Here is an 18,957-nt window from a genome sequence, read left to right as displayed (position 1 = left end):
TGTTCAACGTCGACGATATGGGCCGTGCTGTTTCAAAGTGGGCACAAGGGGGCAATCCTAGCAATGCTGCGACTAACAGGTTCTCCGAAAAAGACTCAGAATATTGATTGCCTCGATTTATAAAAAATGAGGACACCTTGTCTCTAGCCGATGTTGGTTATCGGCCAAGTCACGTTAGGCAACGTTTCATATTCGGGCTTTGCAAACAAATAACCTTGATAGTAATTAATGCCCAAGGTCAGTAACTTCTGTAATTCAGCGATGGTCTCTACGCCCTCTGCAATCACTTCAATGTTGAGCGCTTTGCATACACCGAGGATGCCTTGGACGATGGCCTGTCGAACCGGGTCAGTGCTGATGCTGCGTACCAAGGCCATGTCCAGTTTGATGATGTCGGGTTGAAATTCTGCCAGCAAATTGAGCCCCGCGTACCCAGCGCCGAAATCATCTATCGCTGTCTTGAAGCCTTTAAGACGATATTCTCGAATGATGCTTTTTAGATGTTCCTTGTCCACCAGTTCTTCGTTTTCGGTGATCTCAAAAATCAGCCTTTCGGTGGGAAATCCAAATCTGCGGGCGGCTTCAAGCGTCGCACGAATGCACGTGGCTGCTTGATACACCGCATTGGGTAAGAAGTTGATGCTGACAAAGCAGGGTATTTGTAAGCGTGAAGCAAGCTCAACAGCCTTGACTCGACATGCTTGGTCAAAGGCATAACGGTTCTGTTCGTTCACCTTTCCAAGAACGGCAGCGGCACCACTACCATCGCAACCACGTACCAAAGCCTCGTAGGCAAAAATACTGTTGTCGCGCAGATCTACGATTGGCTGGAACGCCATACTGAACTCAAAATCCAGTTCATTGCCTTCCCGGCAGGCGCTACAAGGAGCTACTGATCGTGATCTTACGTTCATTCAAACCCCGTTTTCTCACTCGCTATGAAGGTGCCGATCAAGCCAAGATTTTGCACATGCCGCAAGGCTGAATCATCTAGCCAATGTCGACGAGAAATTGCTGATCGCGTCTACGACTTGGCGAGCACTTTCCTGAATATCCAGGATTACCTGGCCAGCCTCACCGGCTAATTTGACTCCTTGCTCTGCCTTGTCCTTACTCACCTCCATCCTGGCCACGGCCCCCCGGGCCAATTCACGATTGTGCTGCACCACCTCGACAATCTTGACGGTCGCCTGGCTTGTGCGCGAAGCCAGATTGCGCACTTCGTCAGCGACCACCGCAAAACCACGACCTTGCTCTCCGGCACGAGCCGCTTCGATGGCTGCGTTTAGCGCTAGAAGATTCGTTTGTTCGGCGATACCACGGATGGTCTGCACGATGCTGCTGATTACTTCCGACTGCTGACTGACATCATTGATACCTTCGGCTGCATGATTCAATTCGCCAGCCAGGCTTTGCATGACCTCCACGGTCTCCTGCACCACTCGGGCGCCTTCGTGTGCGGTATTGTCGGTTTTCAGTGAAGTCTCGTAAGCCATGCGCGCTGCACGTGACTCCGTTTCCTGCTGGAGAACCTGGGCTGTGATATCGCTCGCAAACTTAACTACTTTGTAAAGGCTGCCGCTGGCGTCGAACACCGGATTGTAAGTTGCACGTAACCAGACGGTTTGTCCCTGGTTGTTGAGGCGTTTGAAGTTGCCGGAGAAAAATTCGCCGTGATTCAGGCGCTCCCAGAACTGGCGATACTCGTTGGATTCACTTTCGCTACGCTCACAGAACAGACGATGGTGCTTGCCAACAATCTCATCCAGGCGGTAACCCATCACTGCAAGGAAGTTTTCGTTGGCGCTGATGACTTCTCCCTGCCGGTTGAACTCAATGGTTGCCATGGAACGGTTAATCGCTTTGATTTGGCTCTCCTGCTCTTGTTCCTTCCGCACTCGGCCGGTTACATCAGTAGCAATCTTGACGACCTTAATTACCCGTCCAGAGGCGTCGCGAACGGGGTTGTAACTAGCCTCCAGCCAGATCTCACGCCCCTGTTTGTCCAGGCGCAAGAAGCGGTCGTTTATGAACTCACCATTACTCAGCCTTGACCAAAAACCTTGATAAGTGGCGCTGTTGGCGTATGTCGGTGTACAGAATAAGCGGTGATGCCGGGAGTGAATTTCCTCAAGGCGATAGCCCATTACTCTCAGGAAATTTTTATTGGCGCAGAGGATCGTGCCATCAGGTTGGAACTCAATCAGAGCCATGGAACCACCTAATGCTGCGAGGGTGGCTTCGCAGTCAGCCAAACGCTGCTTGCTGATGGTCAGTTCTTTTTTGATTTGCGAGTTGAACATACGAACCTCAGTGGCTATGGACTGCTTGGCACTTTCATCAATCTGGCGCAAAACCTATACAGCGTCATGGTGATTGTACAAGATAATTCCAGATTGAACACGAGGGAAGCATGTCGATCGCGAGTCATGCGCTGATCGGGTAGGGGATTGCACACCGGCATTAGACTATCGGTTTACGTAGCTTTTGCACTCTCGACAGAGCACTCGATATCCGATTGAAAAGGGCGTGCGGATTGCACCTCAAGTGATTGTAGTGGCCAAAATTCTTAACGTGCTCAGCGCGATAGCGCCAAGGCGCGGGTTCAGTCCGATCACAACGGATACCAATAAATAGCGGTTTTGACTCATTGCCCCCTCTGCGCAGGTCATTGATGTATAGCGCGCAGAACGGGTATTCATCGATAAAGTAAGGCGTCACCGCGTGCTGATCAGTCTTGTGCGAATTTCATGGCTCTGTATAGGTTTGTATCCGGTAAACACGTCATTGCTTAAGGTTTTGATGCCGAAAAGTTAAGCGACAGTGCCGCCCTTGTGAGTAGGGGCGGCTGTCTTCACCTTCGGACGGTATCCATTTTGTATCGCTTAACGATCAATTTCCTCGGTAGGTGGAGAAGCCGTAAGGGCTGAGAAGCAACGGGATGTGATAGTGAGGAACGGTACCGTCCACTTCAAAAATGACGGGTACCTCCGGAAAGAAGCTGGACGTTTTGTGCGCCTTGAACCACTCACCAGTCTTGAAGGTGACACGGTACGTACCTTTCTCCAGACCCCGACCTTCCGGATACAGTCCGGTGATACGACCTTGCTCGTTGGTTGCCGCGCTGTTGAGCATGTCCCAGTTTTTCCCATCCTGTTTTTCCAGCGTGACATTGACTCCAGGGGAGGGCAGGCCATCCTGCAAGTTGAGTACATGCACGCTCAATGGATTTGTTGCCGCTGATGCAAGGGCTGAAAGGGCACTCAACACAGCGCCAGCGAAGAAACTTTTCAATACAGTCATGGTGTGTCCTTAGTTTTTAACGGCGGGTAGAACGTTATTGATAGCGACCTCTGCACAACTTTCATCCTGTGCAGCGCCACCCGCACCGGCCACCCCGAGAGCGCCTATGACTTGTCCATCGAACTTCAATGGCACGCCTCCACCGAGCAGCAACAACTCATCAAGGGTATTGAGATTTTCCGCATCTGGATGAGCGCGAGCGCGTTCAGCTAGCAACCGCGTAGAAGTCTTGGTCGACAGGGCGGTATAGGCTTTGCGTTGCGCGGCTAAGGTGTTGTGCGGGCCGACATTGTCATCGCGTTGCAGGGCAACCAGATTGCCGCCTCGGTCAACAACTGCGGCAACCGCTGTGCGGCCATCGGCGTGACAGGCCGTCAGCGCGGCCGATAGCAAATCGTTGGCCATTGCAAGTGACACGTCCCTGCGCTGCGCAACCTGATCCGGGGCCGCAACGGCGAACGCAGAGCTCATTGCGAGTGTGATCAGCAGTGAGGTCGATAGGCTTGTACGCATGCTGTTTCCTTGTTGGGTGGAGTCTGTCTGAGTCATTGCCGGACATCATGACCAGCCCGCTCCGTCAGAATGATTACCTCCTGATTACCAATATGTAATGTGAGAAATCAGCGAAGCGGGCTAGCCTGTGCTCCAGTCCTGGAGGAAAAAATGCGTATCCTGGTGGTTGAAGATGAAACGAAAATGGCGGATTACCTGCGCAAAGCCCTGAGTGAATCGGGCTATGCGGTAGAGATCGCCCTTGACGGGCTGGACGGTCAGCATCTAGCGCAGGAGAGTGAGTTCGATCTGATCATTCTGGATGTCATGCTTCCGGGGTTGGATGGCTGGCAACTGCTGCAAATCATTCGGCGTAAGTGGCAGACCCCGGTACTGTTCCTCACCGCACGTGATTCGGTTGATGATCGGGTCAAAGGGCTGGAGTTGGGGGCAGATGATTATCTGGTGAAGCCTTTTTCCTATGCCGAGTTGTTGGCACGGGTACGCACATTGCTGCGCCGTGGCCCACCTCGCGAGGTTGAGTATTTCGTGGCTGGCGACCTGAGCCTGGACTTGTTGCGACGCAAGGTAACGCGCAATGGAGAGCGCCTCACCCTGACCAACAAGGAATTCGCCCTACTGCACTTGCTGCTGAGTCGTGAAGGGGAGGTGCTATCGCGTTCGTTGATTGCCTCACAGATCTGGCAAATGAACTTTGACAGTGACACCAATGTGGTGGATGTCGCCATTCGCCGACTGCGGGCCAAGGTTGACGATCCATACTCCCTTAAGTTGATACATACAGTGCGTGGTATCGGTTACATGCTTGAGGTGCAATCCTGAAACTGTTACCGCGTACCCTGAGCCTGCGCCTGGCGATCATGTTCGCGCTGGTCAGCGCATCGTTACTGGGCTCCATTGGTTTTTATCTTTATCAATCGTTACAGCGAGAGATTGCGTGGCGCGATGATCAGGCCCTGCTGGGGCGCCTGGAGCGAATGCAAGCGTTGATCAGCGATAGCGACAGCATCGAGCAACTGCAAGGTCGACCCAAGCTCTACGAAAACATGTTGGGCAATCGCGACAATCTGCTGTGGATTGTCGATGATACCGGCAAGGTGTTGATCGAAATCAACCCAGTGGGTATGGCGTTTCCAAAGTTGCCGGCTGCGCCCCAGGCTAACCTGGTTGAAGATCACTCTTCCGAGCCAGTGCGGCTTGCCTGGCAAGATGTCACGCAGGGCGATCGCGGTTTGACCCTGATCGCCGGCAAGTTGTTGAGTGAGCGCGACCAAATGCTGGGTGCCTACCGACTCAAGCTCTGGCTGGCCATGTCAGTCGGCGCGCTGTTGGCTTTCGCATTCGGCTGGTGGGTGAGTCAACGAGGCTTGCACCCTGTGCGCCTGCTGGCCAAGCGCGCCGCTGGAATCGATGTGCAGCATCTGCATCTGCGACTGGACGAGTTCAATGAACTGAATGAGCTCAAACTGCTCAGTAATGCCCTCAACCAGATGCTTGCACGCCTTGAGGACGGATTCGCCCAGCTTTCACGCTTCTCGGAAGACCTCGCCCATGAAATGCGAACCCCGCTTGGCAACCTGATGGGCCATACCCAGCAAGCTCTTAGGCGCGGTCGCTCTGTCGAGGACTATCAGAATTTGCTGGTTTCCAATCAGGAAGAGTATGAAAGGCTGGCGCGAATGATCGACAGCATGCTGTTTCTCGCCCGCACCGAGCAGCCAAACGCTTGCGTAAAGTTCGAGCAAATCAACCTGCACGATCTCATTGAGCAACTATGTGAGTATTTCGAAGGCGTGGCGCAAGAGCGAGATGTGCAACTGATAAACCAGACCCAGGATCAGTTGCTGGGGGATCCAGGGTTGATCCGTCGAGCATTGGCCAACTTGCTGGCTAATGCGCTGCGCTACGCAAATCCCGCCTCTGCAGTGACGATCAGCAGCAAGATTTCGGAGGACGCGCTCGAAATCACGGTGCACAACCACGGCGAGCAGATTGCAGCCGAACATCTGCCACGATTGTTTGAGCGCTTTTACCGGTGCGACCCATCACGTAATCAGCCCGACGACTCTGGAGGGCTGGGGTTGGCCATTGTTCGTTCGATTATGCAATTGCATGGCGGTTGCGTAACCGTTGATAGCACTGAAGCAGGTACGAGTTTTCACTTGGAGTTTCCGCTTATAAACGGCTGAACCCTCTGGAGTGTCATCCCTGCGCTTATTACTTGGATTGCCACGTTACTGCCAATGCCATTCGGTTACTTGCTGTGGGTGATCGGCTTGGTTGCCCACCTCCGGCAGGACAGGCAGCTGTTGCGGGTTACGAGCTTGCCCGCCTGGCAGCCGCTTATCGCGGTTGATGCGTTTAGGCCGTTGGCCTCGGGTGTCGCGGGCGGCATGTCAGCCGAAGGTGCTCGGCAGTGGTTCCGGGCAAACGTCCGGCGCTCAGCGAACGGCTGTTGACGTCGGGCAATGTGCATCGGGTGTTCGAGTTTCAGTGTGTGCAGACCGACCCTAACTTTGCCAATTACCGTTATCAGCAAGTCTCCGGCCGGAGGGTGTTGTTGGACTTCGGCGCCACGCGACTTTATGACCGCAACACTACCGAGGCTTATCGCCGCTTGCTGATTGCAGGTCTGCATGAAGACCGCGCCGCCATCACCAATGCCGCGCAGGACGTCGGCCGTCACCATCCCATTCCTCGATCGTCATTTTCATCAGTGGCTTTTTCACATGTGATCTCCATTGGCTGAATCTGCAGACTGTTCAATTCAGAGACTCACGGCGGTAGCTTTTCTTGAACTTGCGATTTCAAAAGGATTGCAGAACCCATAGCACGCTTCTTTGCCATCGATCATCCATTAAAAAAAACACCCCTCAGCCCCAGATAACATGATTTTTCACACGTTCAAGTCTTCCATATAGTCCTCACAAGCCCATTCGGAACACATCTGTGTTTCATCGATGCGAGATAGACTTATGGATCACAAAATAAAACCCGGCCATAGCCAGGGTGCTGGTATGGGGACACGAGTGGTTTGGGGAGGGGAGCAAGTTCAGCATCCCTACAACGCTACCCAAACTCCCATCGTAGTCAGTGCTGCCTATGGCTACGACGATATCGATAAGTGGTATGACGTGGCGTTGGGAAAGGAGCCTGGCTTCATTTATAGCCGGATGAGCAACCCCACAGTCTCTGTCTTGGAAGATAAACTCTGTGAGCTCGAAAACGCAGAGTCGGCTGTCGCTTTCAGTACCGGAATGGCTGCAATCAGCGGTGTCTTACACACCTTCCTATCCTATGGGCAGCGTGTGATATCTACACGTGACAGCTACGGTGGTACGAACAAAATTTTTGAGGAATTTCTTCCACGCATGGGTGTTGAAGTAACCCTTTGCGATACGCTCGATACCGTGGCACTTGAGCAGGAAATCGCGAAAGGCTGCAATGTCCTGTACCTGGAAACTCCCACGAACCCGACGTTGAAAATCGTTGATATTCGGCGCCTTGTGGCAGCGGCGAAGCGAGTGGGTGCTTTGGTGGTTGCGGACAATACATTCGCAACGCCTCTGAATCAGAATCCGCTGGCTTTAGGCGTTGATGTGGTTGTGCACAGCGCGACCAAATTCCTGTCGGGTCATGGTGATGTGCTTGGCGGTGTCGTGTGCGGCGCTGAGCATTTGATGTCTCAAGTTCGCCATTACCGCGAAATCAATGGGGCCTCGCTGGATCCTTTTTCGGCGTATCTAATCATCCGCGGCATCAAGACGCTGGCTCTGCGTCTTCGTCAGCAACAGGCGAGTGCACAACTTTTGGCCGAGTACCTCTGTACCGAACCGCTGGTCGAGTCTGTGAACTATCCGGGGTTGCCTCAACATCCAGGTCATGACATCGCTCGTTCGCAAATGAACGGATTCGGCGCCATCGTCAGCTTCGTGCTGAAGGGAGGCATGGACACAGTGACTCGTTTGCTCCCGCTGCTCAGATATGCGCATCGGGCGGGTAATTTGGGCGCTGTCGAGACCATCTATGGGCCGGCACGGACAACCAGTCACGTGGAAAATACCCTGGCAGAACGTCAGGCACTTGGAATCTCCGAAGGTTTGGTTCGAGTGTCCGTAGGTATTGAAGACTCAGCAGATTTATTGGCTGATCTAAAACAAGCCTGTGATTCAGTGCGAAGTAATCAAGGTAATGCAAAACTTCATGCTGACAGTGCGCAATGTTTAATTGAGGTAGGAGCCTGACGACGGGCAGGACTTTCGATATTGATCTTAAGCCCTTCATGAAGAATGAAAATAATAAAATCCAGTGACAACAAAATTGTACTGCCGAAAAGTCAGTTACAAGGCGTTTGTCCAAACATTTCATGAGAGTACAACTATGTCCACGCATATAGAAGATAAACAGCCCGATCCTGACTCGCATTTTAAAAAGGAAATGCAGACCCGCCATATCGTTATGCTGGCACTGGGCGGTGTGATCGGTACGGGGTTATTCCTGACCTCCGGTTACACGGTAAATCAGGCAGGGCCACTCGGTGCGGTGATCGCTTACATGATCGGTGCAGTGATGGTGTATCTCGTCATGGTCTGTCTCGGTGAGTTGGCTGTACAAATGCCAGAAACCGGATCTTTCAGTAGCTACGCAACGCGATATCTGGGGCCTGGGACAGGTTATACGGTGGCCTGGCTTTACTGGCTTACATGGGCAGTGGCTATCGGATCAGAGTTTACAGCGGCGGGCATTCTCATGGTTCGATGGTTTCCTGACACGCCGGTGTGGATCTGGAGTGCGCTGTTTGCCATTGCGGTGTTCTTGAGCAACATTGTTTCGGTCCGGTTGTTTGCCGAGACCGAGTTCTGGCTCTCGCTGATTAAAGTTCTGACCGTAATCACGTTCATTGCGATTGGCGGCGCGGCAATTTTCGGTCTTTTACACGTACAGAATCTACAGGGTGCGGGTCTTTCCAATTTCACCCGTGAAGGGCTTTTCCCAACGGGGTTCCTGCCCATTGCAATGACGCTTCTCGCGGTTTCCTTTGCCTTTTCCGGAACAGAGTTGATCGGGATTGCGGCCGGTGAGGCGCAAGATCCACAGACAAGTGTGCCCAAGGCAATCCGCACGACAGTGGTACGTCTGGCGCTGTTCTTCGTAGGTACAATTTTCGTCCTGGCGACATTACTGCCACGGGAGCAAGCGGGGCTCGTAGAAAGTCCGTTCGTCATGGTGTTTGAGCTGATCGGCATCCCATACTCTGCCGACATTATGAACTTTGTCATTCTCACGGCACTGATTTCCGCCGCTAATTCGGGGCTGTATGCAGCCTCGCGCATGCTGTGGACATTGAGCGATCAAGGACATATGCCTAAGCGCTACGCCAGGCTTTCCAGTCGAGGCACACCGGTGAACGCCATTGTTCTTAGTATGGCGGGTGCAGTGGCGTCCCTGCTCAGCAGTGTCCTTGCCCCTGATACGGTTTATTTAGCCTTGGTGTCCATTTCCGGTTTGGCGGTCGTGGTCGTGTGGATGAGTATTGCCGCAAGCCAGATCGCGTTCCGTCGTCAATACGTCGCTAATGGCGGACGAGTTGAAGACCTTCATTTCCGTGTACGTGGCTATCCATGGGTGCCTATCGGTGCACTGTTGTGTTGTCTGCTGGCCTGTGTGGGTATCGCTTTTGATCCTGAGCAGCGAGTGGCGCTTTACTTCGGCCTTCCCTTTATCGCGTGGTGTTATTTTGTTTACTGGATCACTCGAAACAAGAGAGCAGCGCGATTGGCTTTAGCCGCAACTGCTCATTCCTCTGGCACCGCGTGAATTTCTCAGGCAATGATTGAGCACAGATAAAGCCCTGATGAGGTTGCGCCGATGAGCCAAAAGTCACTACCACCCTTGAATTGGTTGAGGGCATTCGAAGTATCGGCGCGTTATTTGAACTTTACCCACGCGGCGGAAGAACTCCATTTGACTCAAGGCGCTGTGAGTCAGCAGATCCGTCAATTAGAAAGTCACCTCGGGGTGGCGCTGTTCAAGCGCTTGCCTCGAGGGCTTGGCTTGACCGAAGAAGGGCAGTCGTATCTGCCTGTCGTACAAGACGCGATCAGTCGCCTCGCAGTCGGCACAAACGAAATTTTTGGTCAGCACAATCGAAGACATTTGAAGGTACGTGGCAGCCTTTCCTTTCTTCACTATTGGTTGGCCCCCCGGCTCGCAGATTTTTGTCGGGAGTATCCCCAGATTGATATTCGGTATATCAGCAATATTTGGGTGAAAGAACCGGATGGCGAGGATGACCTGGAGATTCGCTGGGGATGCGGTCAGTGGTCGGGCTTGCAGGCCCAGCGATTGACTTGGGACATCCTTCAGCCAGTTTGCTCCCCAAAGCTCATGGCCAGCTCACCCATACATGAGCCACGCGACTTGATGAACCATTCCCTGCTTCACGTGTTGGGTTACGAAGAAGGGTGGGGTTACTGGTTGAAGCGAGTTGGAGCAGACGACGTTGACTATTCCCTAGGCCTTCAGTTTGACACGCTGATTTCCACGATCCGCATGGCCGAATTGGGGCAGGGCGTTGCGCTAGCACGGTCTTCGGTGGTTGAGGATTTACTCAAGAGTGGGCAATTGGTTGCGCCATTCAGTCACCGAATCGAGGCAAGCGAGTCCTTTTATCTGGTGCATGAACAGAGCGAAGTGCTATCGCCTGATGCCGCAAATTTTTCTACCTGGCTGGTGGCTCAAGCCCATCGCCTTTAGTTATACCGATTGGGAGTGGTCATGGATTACGTAAGCACACGCGGCGGTGACATGCGGGCGGATTTTCGCAGTGTGGTTCTGTCGGGCCTCGCCGAAAATGGTGGCCTGTATGTCCCAACCAGTTTGCCGCTATTCACGGAGCAACAAATCACCAGTTGGTCATGGCTGCCGTTTGATGAGCTGGTATGGCGGGTAGTCTCGCCCTTTGTTGGCTCGTCCATGGACGAAAGCACCCTCCGTGCCTTGCTCCGCGACAGTTATCATCAATTCAAGCACCGCGCTATTACGCCGCTTGAGCAGATCGGGCATAACGAGTGGATACTCCAGCTGTTTCATGGCCCCACCCAATCTTCCAAGGATTTCGCCGCGCAGTTGCAGTCGCGCCTGGTCGAGCATTTTCTGGGGGAGGTTGGTAAAGAAGCGTTGGTGGTCGGTGCAACGAATGGTGATACCGGCCTCGCTGCGCTTGAAGCCTTTGCAAACTGCCCGTCTACCCGCATGGCGATATTGTATCCGCGCGACGGGCTTGCGCGTGAGCAACTCAGTGCCTTGCAGGCAGCCGACCCGCAGCGGGTTCAGCTGTTTCCGGTTGACGGTAATTTCGATGATTGCCAGACGCTGGTCTCCCGACTCTTGCGTGAGTGGCCGTTGGATTCAGTCATTCCGGTCTGTTTCAACTCGACCAATTGGATCGGCGTCCTGGCCCAGATAGTTTTTTACTTCCATGCGGCGTTGCAACTGGGCGGTGGCTCGCGTCCCGTTGGCTTTAGCATTCCAGCTGCCAGCTCGGCCGAGATCTACGCCGGTTTCATTGCGCAGAAAATGGGATTGCCCATCAATCAGGTGATCATCTCCACCAACAGCAATGATGCCCTGCACCAGTTTTTTCATTGCAATCGCTACTCCACCCGGATGACTAATCGAACAGTATCGCCGGCGATGGACTTCTCGTTGTTTTCCAACCTGGAGCGATTTATTTGGGAGATTTATGAGCACGATGGCTGCTCTACAAAGGTGCTGATGGAGCACTTTGAAAGTTGCGGAGAAATGAGCATCGGCAATCAGCAATGGCTGCGTGCCCGAGTACTCTTCGATTCCTATGCGGTAGACGAATCCCAGGTGCGCGATGAGGTGGTCGAACTGTTCCGAGAGACAGGCTCGGCCATCGATCCTCACACCGCTGTTGGTGTACTGGCCGGCCGGCTTCATCGACGCAGCCTGGGGGCGCCAATGGTCACCTTCGGGCAAATTGCGCCGGCCAAGTCGGCGGCGCTGTTGGCAGAGCTGGGTGTCTGGCAAGCAAGCGTTCCGAGCACTGTCGAGGTGCGCGCGCAACCACCTTGCCTGGCCAAGGACGATCTGGAGGGGCTGTGCCAGGCTCTTCTTCTGGCGCGGCAGAGGCTTGCATGAAGCGCATTCTGGATCCGTTGGACGAACGCATACTGGCCGAACTGACCGCCAATGCCCGAATTGCCCATATCGAACTGGGTGCCAAGATCAACTTGTCGCGCAATGCTGTGCGCCAGCGCATCGAACGCCTTGAGCGCGACGGTGCGATCCAGGGCTATACGGTACTTCTCGGTGAGTCGCGGCGGCCTACGTCGCTTATCAGTGCGGTGATCTTCGTCTACCGCTACGACCGCATGCGTGGCGAAGAAGTACTGGCTGCGCTGCGCTCTATTCCCGAAGTCGTGCAATGCGAAGTACTCAGTGGTGAATTCGATTTAATGCTGCGCGTGAATGCCGCCACCCCTGAACGTGTCCATCTCGTGTGGAAGGAAATCGCGGCCATGTCAGGAGTGGAAAACACCGTGACATCGTTCGTCCTTTCTGCGGTGTTTTAAAAGATCGCGCTTGGGCAAAACGCCCAACTAATACAGCAGACTGCCATATTCAACTGCCAGCGTTCGGCTCTTAGGATGTTCCTATCGAACAAAATCAATAAAGGAACACCTTTCATGACTGAGTACAAAATTGCCTTGGTAGGGTTTGGTGGCGTGAACCGGGGCTTCGCCCAATTGGTCGCCGAGCGTAATGCCGAGTGGAAAGAGTCTTTGGGCTTCACTGTTAAAATCGTCGGTGTCACGGATCTGTTCCTCGGCTCCATCGTTGCCAAAGACGGTCTGGATGCAAAGCAGTTGGTCGCGCTGCCGATTGAGAAAGGTGCACTCGCTCAACTGCCCGGCGGCAATGCTGAGGCCTTCAACGAAACCGTGATCAAGCATTCCGGTGCAGACATCATCGCTGAGGCCACTTTCACCAATCCGGTGGATGGCGAGCCCGCCACTACCTTTTGCCGCTGGGCCCTGGAAAGTGGCATTCATGTAGTGACCACCAATAAGGGGCCTGTTGCGCTGCACGGTGCCGAGCTCAAGGCGTTGGCCCGTCGCAATCAGGTCGCCTTTGAATACGAGGGAGCGGTGATGAGTGGCACCCCTGTGATTCGTCTGGCCAAGCAGGCCTTGGCGGGTGCCAACGTACGAGGCTTCAAAGGCATCCTGAACGGCACTTCCAACTACGTGCTCACCCAAATGAAAGACGGCCTGGCCTTCAAGGATGCCGTCGTACAAGCGCAACAGCTCGGCTACGCCGAGGCCGATCCAACCGCCGATGTGGAAGGGTTTGACGTACGCCTCAAGGTAGTGATCCTGGCCAATGAACTGCTCAATGCACGATTGAATGTCAGCGATGTAGCGTGTTCGGGTATCAGCAATATCAGCGCGGAAGATATTGCTCAGGCAAGTGCCAATGGCGCGAGCTGGAAACTGATTGGCTCAGCCGATCGTGAAGCCGATGGCTCGGTTCGAGCGAGTGTGGAAGCCCGGCTGCTGCCGAATTCGCATCCTCTGGCAGGTATTGCCGGCGCCACGAATGCCGTGTCATTCAATACCGATCTGCTTGGAGCTGTCACGGTGTCCGGGCCTGGGGCAGGGCGTATCGAGACGGCCTTCGCATTGCTGTCGGACATCGTCGCCATCCATACCGCACACGGTAAATAAAAGGTTCTTCACGGAATCCCGGGAAACACAGAAACAAGAACGCCGATTTGATTGATGATGTTCGTGCGAGCAAACACATCTAACAAACCGGCGTTCTTATGCGCGATATTAATACTTTCCTTCCTTTTTGGGAGGGCTTTTCTGTCGTCACCATCAAGCCTGATGGCGATGCCCTACAGATCGATCTGACTCCTCACGCCACTCGATTTCCTTCCTGTGGCGGCTGCCAAAAAATCTGTTCAACCACGCATGAGTATTGCGAGCGAGTCATTCGTGATTTGCCCATTCTCGGTCGTGCGGTGCGCCTGAGCGTTTTGCTCCGGCGCGTTGATTGCCGCGATTGCGGCAAACGCATGGAGGCCGTCAGTTGGCTGGATCGCTATGCCCGTATGACACGTCGTCTGGCAGAGGCGGTCATTCAAGCCTGTGAACGCCTTCCCACGTTGCACGTGGCGCAGATGTTTGGGCTGCATTGGGAGACCGTTCGGTTGCTGGAGCGTCGAGCCTTGCAAGCAGCATTGAGCATTTTGCCAAAGGCGCAACCGAGACGTTTGGTGATGGACGAGTTCGCACTGTTCAAAGGTCATCGTTATGCCAGCGTTGTCCTGGATGCGGATACACGGCGGGTGCTGTGGATCGGCGAAGGCCGCAGCCGGGCGGCGGTCAGGCCATTTTTCGAAGAGCTGGGGCCAGAGGGTTGCGCTCGCATCGAAGCGGTGGCGATGGACATGAATACCGCTTTTGATCTGGAGGTTCGTCAGCACTGCCCGCAAGCACGCGTGGTCTACGACCTGTTCCATGTGGTGGCCAAATATGGCCGAGAGGTGATTGATCGGGTGCGCGTCGACGAAGCCAATCGACTGCGTCATGACAAACCGGCCCGAAAGGTCATCAAGCAGGCGCGATGGCTGCTTCTGCGTAATCCGCAGAACCTGAAAACACCGGAACAACAGGTTCGCCTGGGGGATCTGCTGGCGGCTAACCAGGCATTGATGACGGTCTATTTAATGAAGGCCGAACTCAAAACGCTCTGGACGCCGAGTACTGCCTGGAGCTGGAGATCGGCATGGAAGCAATGGCTGCGCCATGCTCATGAAAGCGAAATACCTGCTCTGATCCAGTTTGCCAAACGGCTAAAGGCTTACTGGCGGGGCATCGTGAGCCGGGTTCGCTGGCCGATGCACACCGGTCAGTTGGAAGGAATAAACAATCGAATAAAGGTCATAAAGCGGATGGCTTACGGTTACCGGGATAGCGAGTTCTTCTTTATGAAGATCAAGAGCGTCTTTCCCGGTAATCCGTGATGAACCAAATAAAAGGAGAGCGTCATGAGCGTATCCAGCGTGGCCAGTATCCAGCTTGTTGAAGCCAAACAGATTGATGTGTTCAGTCCATTCGATGGCCGTTTGGTCGGGCGCGTTCCTTGTCTTGATGCAGCCGCAGTTCCTGGCTTGCTGGAGCGCGCGCGTATCGGCGTGCGTGAGAGCGCGACGATGCCTCGTCACCAGCGTGCACGCATCCTTGAGGAAGCAGCTCGACGTGTAGAGCACGAGGCTGAGGCGTTCGCCAGACTGATCGTTGCAGAGGCAGGAAAAACCCTGCGCCAGGCAGAGAAGGAAGTGAAGCGTTGTGTGAACACGCTAAAGCTGTCGGCGGAAGAGGCGCGTCGTAACGCCGGGGAAGTGATTCCATTTGAGGCATATGAAGGCTCCGAGTCACGGCAAGGTTGGTTCACTCGCGAGCCGTTGGGGCTTATCGTTGCGATCACGCCGTACAATGATCCGCTGAACCTGGTTGCCCATAAACTGGGCCCGGCTATCGCCGGTGGCAATGCCGTGATTTTGAAACCCTCGGAACTTGCGCCGCTGTCTGCTCTCAAGCTCGTTGAGTGCTTGGTAGAAGCGGGTCTGCCTCCGTGTGTGGTAACGCCGGCCACCGGGGGAGTCGATCTGGGTAAAGCCTTGGTGGAGCTGCGGGAAGTGCGGATGATTTCTTTCACGGGTGGTTTTGCCACTGGAGAGGCCATTGCTCGAAGTGCAGGCTTGAAGAAGCTGGCCATGGATCTAGGGGGGAATGCGCCGGTTCTCGTGCTCGAAGACTGTGATCTTGAACCGACCGTAGAGTCTTGCGTATCGGGTGCCTTCTGGGCAGCAGGGCAGAACTGCATTGGCACGCAGCGCATCCTCGTACATAGTTCAATCTACGAAGATTTTCGTGAGCGTTTTGTCAGCCAAGCGCGTGCATTGGTGCTTGGCGATCCTGATCAGCGAGCAACGGATGTTGGCCCGATGATTACGGAACAAGCGGCTCGTCGCACCGAACAATTGGTAAATGAAGCGCTGGCCGAGGGTGCTCTTCTCCTATGCGGACACCATCGCCAAGCGGGAAGCTATGCGCCGACCGTGCTAGAGCATGTAAACCATAACAGTCGGATTTGGCAGCAGGAAGTCTTCGCGCCTGTGGTCATCTTGGAGCTTTTTGACCACTTGGATGACGCCGTTGCTCTGGCTAACGCTCCAGAGTACAGCTTGCATGCGGGAGTGTTCACACGTGATCTTTCTAGGGCGTTGAAATTGGCGCGGAAAATGGAAGCCGGTGGGGTGATGATCAATGACTCTTCCGATTATCGTTTTGATGCCATGCCTTTCGGCGGCTTCAAGTACGGAAGTCTGGGGCGAGAAGGTGTCCGGTTTGCCTATGAAGACATGACGCAACCCAAAGTGATCTGCATCAACGAAATGGGTTGAGCATTCGTGACTAATTACCGTCGACCCTTACATCGGGTGAAGTCCCTCGTTCCGTGACACCCGATGTTTTTCCTCGACACTGACTGACCCGCTCGCTGCGCCTGGTAAGAAGAGTCAAGTACGGAGTTCAACGAAAACGACCTTGTCAGTCAAAGTAACCTTCTGATGACAACGAGCGCTCCGTCAGTTTTGATAGCCAACATCCAGGCGCAACGCAGCTACAGCCACAATTAAGAGCGACGCAGATTTTTTGAATGAACACCTTCGACGTCGCTCGTTAACGACTCAAAAGGCTCAACCGCACCGGCACCGATTTGGCCGCCGGCACCTTGCTGCGTTCGGCATGGTGCCAAAGTGGCACAAGCGGATTGCATTCGGGATAGTAGGCAGCGGCGCAGCCTTCGGGAATGTCATAGGCCACGATTTCGAATGGCCCAACCTGGCGCTTGACCTCGGGCTCGATGGCCGTGGTCAGTAACACTTGATCGCCGGCCTCGAAACCCAGCCGAACGATATCGTTGCGGTGCATGAAAATCACCTCGCGCGTGCCGCTGATGCCGCGAAAGCGATCCTCGTAGCCATAAATGGTGGTGTTGAATTGGTCATTGCTACGCAACGTCATCAGTTGAAGCACATCGCGCGGCATCGCGCCTGCATTCACATCATCGTCTTCGTTGAGTGTCGAGGGCATGATGAACTGCGCCTTGCCACTATCGGTTAGCCATTTGCGTTGGGATACGGCGATAGGGCGATGAAAGCCGCCCGGTTCGGCCATGCGGGACTCCATGTCGTGGAAGATGTCCGGATAGAGGGTGCCGATGGCTGTCCTGATTAGAGAGTAGTCCTTACTCCAGCCTTCCCAGTCAATGGAGGAGCCTGATGGCAGGGTGGCCATGGCCAGACCGGCAACAATGCTGGCTTCCGCACACAGATTGTTGCTGACCGGCTCCGCACTGCCGCGCCAACCATGGACGCATCCGGTGCTGTCCTCGGTGGCCCAGGTTTGTGCGACGCCGTCCTGCCGGTCGATTTCGATACGGCCCAGGCACGGCAACAGCCACATGTTCCGGGCAGGGAGCAAGTGCGTGCGATTGAGCTTGGTTGCGATCTGCACGTTCAGTTGCAGCGTTTGCCAGGCCGGCTCCATGCGCGAAGTGTCGGGAATGGCCCGCAGGAAATTGCCGCCCAGGCCAATGAAACCGCGTACCCGACCGGCCAGAATGCCTTCACAGGCGTCGACAGTGCACAGCCCCTTTTGCGACGGCACCTTGAAGCCGAACTGCTGCTCGATCAGCTCGACCGGGACTTTCTTCGGGTCTTCGGTAATCCCCACGGTGCGCTGGCCCTGGACGTTGGAATGGCCACGAACCGGGCAAATCCCGGCGCCCGGTTTGCCAAAATTACCGCGCATCAGCAACAGGTTCACCAGCATCTGGACGTTCTGCACGCCGTGCCGATGCTGGGTCAGGCCCATGCCGTAAATAATCATCACCCGTTGGCTCCGGGCGTACACCGACGCGGCCGCTTCGAGTGCGCCACGGGTCAACCCGGATTGGCGCTCGATGTGTTGCCAATGACATCCGCGCACCATCGTGGCGAAGGGGTCGAAACCCTCGGTGTGCTGCGCAATAAAGTCATAGTCGAGGATGGCGGCACGACCTTCACGTCGCGCTTGATCGTCCATTTCCAGCAAGACTTTGGCGAGGCCGAGCAGGGCGGCCGAATCACCGCCGATGGCGACCTGATGGTATTGGGTGCTGATGACCGTCGATTCCGGCGTGAGCATCTCGGTCGGCGACTGCGGATTGACGAACCGCTCCAACCCTCGCTCGCGTAAAGGGTTGAAGGTGATGATCGGCACGTTGCGTTTGCGCACGTCCTGCAACTGATGAAGCATTCGCGGCGCATTGCTGCCGACGTTCTGGCCAAAGAAAAACAGGCAATCGGTGTGGTCGAAATCCTCTAGCGTGACCGTCCCGACCGGCACGCCGATGCTTTCCTGTAAGCCCACGGAGGTGCTTTCGTGGCACATGTTCGAACTGTCCGGCAGGTTATTGGTGCCATAGGCCCGGGCGAATAATTGGTACATGAACGAGGTTTCCAGCGAAGCACGCCCCGAGGCATAAAACACCACGCTGTCCGGCTCCAGCGCCTGCAATTGCTCGCCAATTGCGCGGTACGCCGCGACCCAGGTCGTTTCCAGATAGCGATCACTGGCCGGGTCGTAACGCAAGGGATGGGTCAGGCGACCGTGCTGTTCCAGCTCATAATCCGGCCATTGGCGCAATTCACTGAGGGTGTGCTCGGCGAAGAAGGCCGGGCTGGTCTTCCTCGACGTCAATTCCCAGGCCGTGGCCTTAGCGCCGTTTTCGCAAAACTCCAGCGCATGGGGATGGCCGGGCTTGGCCCAGGCACAGCTGACACAGGCAAAACCATCCGGCTTATTTTGTTTCAACAGTGCACCCGGAGCCTTGGCAAATGCCTGCTCGCGCCACAGGATTTTCATCACTGACTTGGCGGAACCCCAGCCGCCGCTGGCATGGGTATATGGGTGAAAATGGGTTTTCGGATGAATCAGCATCGACGGCTCCGACAGGCTTATCGTGAAGTTATAAAGCTGAGACGAATGGGCGGGATGA

General features: G+C 54.8%; 15 protein-coding genes and 2 pseudogenes. 11 read left to right on the top strand and 6 right to left on the bottom strand.

The features are described from left to right. Positions 1-143: 143 nt before the first annotated feature. From NL116_RS18030 to NL116_RS18010, 5 genes and pseudogenes are all read right to left on the bottom strand, one after another. A complete protein-coding gene (locus NL116_RS18030) occupies positions 144-914 on the bottom strand; it encodes an EAL domain-containing protein (protein ID WP_494373364.1) in 771 nt (256 codons plus the stop codon). A 72-nt stretch (positions 915-986) separates the two neighbouring features. Then, a pseudogene (locus tag NL116_RS18025) lies at positions 987-1,421 on the bottom strand (methyl-accepting chemotaxis protein); the annotation flags it as partial. A gap of 156 nt (positions 1,422-1,577) precedes the next feature. After that, positions 1,578-2,213, bottom strand: a pseudogene (locus tag NL116_RS18020) (PAS domain-containing protein); the annotation flags it as partial. Between the two features lie 679 nt (positions 2,214-2,892). Next, positions 2,893-3,303, bottom strand: coding sequence for a hydroxyisourate hydrolase (uraH, locus tag NL116_RS18015; protein ID WP_020797493.1), 411 nt, complete (start codon positions 3,301-3,303; stop codon positions 2,893-2,895). 9 nt (positions 3,304-3,312) lie between these two features. After that, positions 3,313-3,816: a GlcG/HbpS family heme-binding protein gene (locus NL116_RS18010; RefSeq protein ID WP_494373363.1), complete on the bottom strand. Its 504-nt coding sequence runs from the start codon at positions 3,814-3,816 to the stop codon at positions 3,313-3,315. Positions 3,817-3,966: 150 nt separating this feature from the next. Here NL116_RS18010 and NL116_RS18005 point away from each other — a divergent pair, with 150 nt between their 5' ends. The 11 genes from NL116_RS18005 (at position 3,967) to NL116_RS17955 (ending at position 16,318) form a co-directional block, all read left to right on the top strand. Then, positions 3,967-4,638 carry a heavy metal response regulator transcription factor gene (locus NL116_RS18005; RefSeq protein WP_494373362.1) on the top strand — a complete coding sequence of 224 codons (672 nt, stop codon included), beginning with the start codon at positions 3,967-3,969 and terminating at the stop codon, positions 4,636-4,638. After that, positions 4,635-6,005, top strand: a complete 1,371-nt coding sequence (locus NL116_RS18000) for a heavy metal sensor histidine kinase (RefSeq protein WP_494378090.1) — start codon at positions 4,635-4,637, stop codon at positions 6,003-6,005. Before NL116_RS18005 ends, NL116_RS18000 begins: the two co-directional genes overlap by 4 nt. A gap of 227 nt (positions 6,006-6,232) precedes the next feature. Further along, a complete protein-coding gene (locus NL116_RS17995; RefSeq protein ID WP_494373361.1) occupies positions 6,233-6,565 on the top strand; it encodes an AarF/UbiB family protein in 333 nt (110 codons plus the stop codon). 226 nt (positions 6,566-6,791) lie between these two features. Beyond that, positions 6,792-8,060 carry a cystathionine gamma-synthase family protein gene (locus NL116_RS17990; RefSeq protein ID WP_494373360.1) on the top strand — a complete coding sequence of 423 codons (1,269 nt, stop codon included), beginning with the start codon at positions 6,792-6,794 and terminating at the stop codon, positions 8,058-8,060. A gap of 136 nt (positions 8,061-8,196) precedes the next feature. Further along, positions 8,197-9,633, top strand: coding sequence for an amino acid permease (locus NL116_RS17985; RefSeq protein WP_494373359.1), 1,437 nt, complete (start codon positions 8,197-8,199; stop codon positions 9,631-9,633). A gap of 51 nt (positions 9,634-9,684) precedes the next feature. Next, positions 9,685-10,572, top strand: a complete 888-nt coding sequence (locus NL116_RS17980) for a LysR substrate-binding domain-containing protein (RefSeq protein WP_494373358.1) — start codon at positions 9,685-9,687, stop codon at positions 10,570-10,572. Positions 10,573-10,593: 21 nt separating this feature from the next. Further along, on the top strand, positions 10,594-11,982 hold the full coding sequence (thrC, locus tag NL116_RS17975) for a threonine synthase (RefSeq protein ID WP_494373357.1): 1,389 nt from the start codon (positions 10,594-10,596) through the stop codon (positions 11,980-11,982). Next, positions 11,979-12,416, top strand: coding sequence for an Lrp/AsnC family transcriptional regulator (locus NL116_RS17970; protein ID WP_020797502.1), 438 nt, complete (start codon positions 11,979-11,981; stop codon positions 12,414-12,416). The genes thrC and NL116_RS17970 overlap by 4 nt, the downstream gene beginning before the upstream one ends. A gap of 114 nt (positions 12,417-12,530) precedes the next feature. Then, entirely contained in the window at positions 12,531-13,571 is a 1,041-nt protein-coding gene (locus tag NL116_RS17965; RefSeq protein WP_494373356.1) for a homoserine dehydrogenase, read from the top strand. A 98-nt stretch (positions 13,572-13,669) separates the two neighbouring features. Further along, positions 13,670-14,875: an ISL3 family transposase gene (locus tag NL116_RS17960; RefSeq protein WP_494373355.1), complete on the top strand. Its 1,206-nt coding sequence runs from the start codon at positions 13,670-13,672 to the stop codon at positions 14,873-14,875. 24 nt (positions 14,876-14,899) lie between these two features. Next, complete coding sequence (locus NL116_RS17955; RefSeq protein WP_494373354.1) at positions 14,900-16,318, top strand: aldehyde dehydrogenase family protein; 1,419 nt, start codon at positions 14,900-14,902, stop codon at positions 16,316-16,318. Between the two features lie 277 nt (positions 16,319-16,595). Here the strand turns inward: NL116_RS17955 and NL116_RS17950 are convergent, their stop codons facing one another. Beyond that, complete coding sequence (locus NL116_RS17950) at positions 16,596-18,899, bottom strand: FdhF/YdeP family oxidoreductase (RefSeq protein WP_494373353.1); 2,304 nt, start codon at positions 18,897-18,899, stop codon at positions 16,596-16,598. Positions 18,900-18,957: the final 58 nt, after the last annotated feature.

This window comes from Pseudomonas sp. FBCC-B1667 (assembly GCF_059133255.1).
The sequence above is the reverse complement of the archived record's forward strand: the minus strand, read 5'-3'. Positions and strand labels throughout refer to the sequence as shown.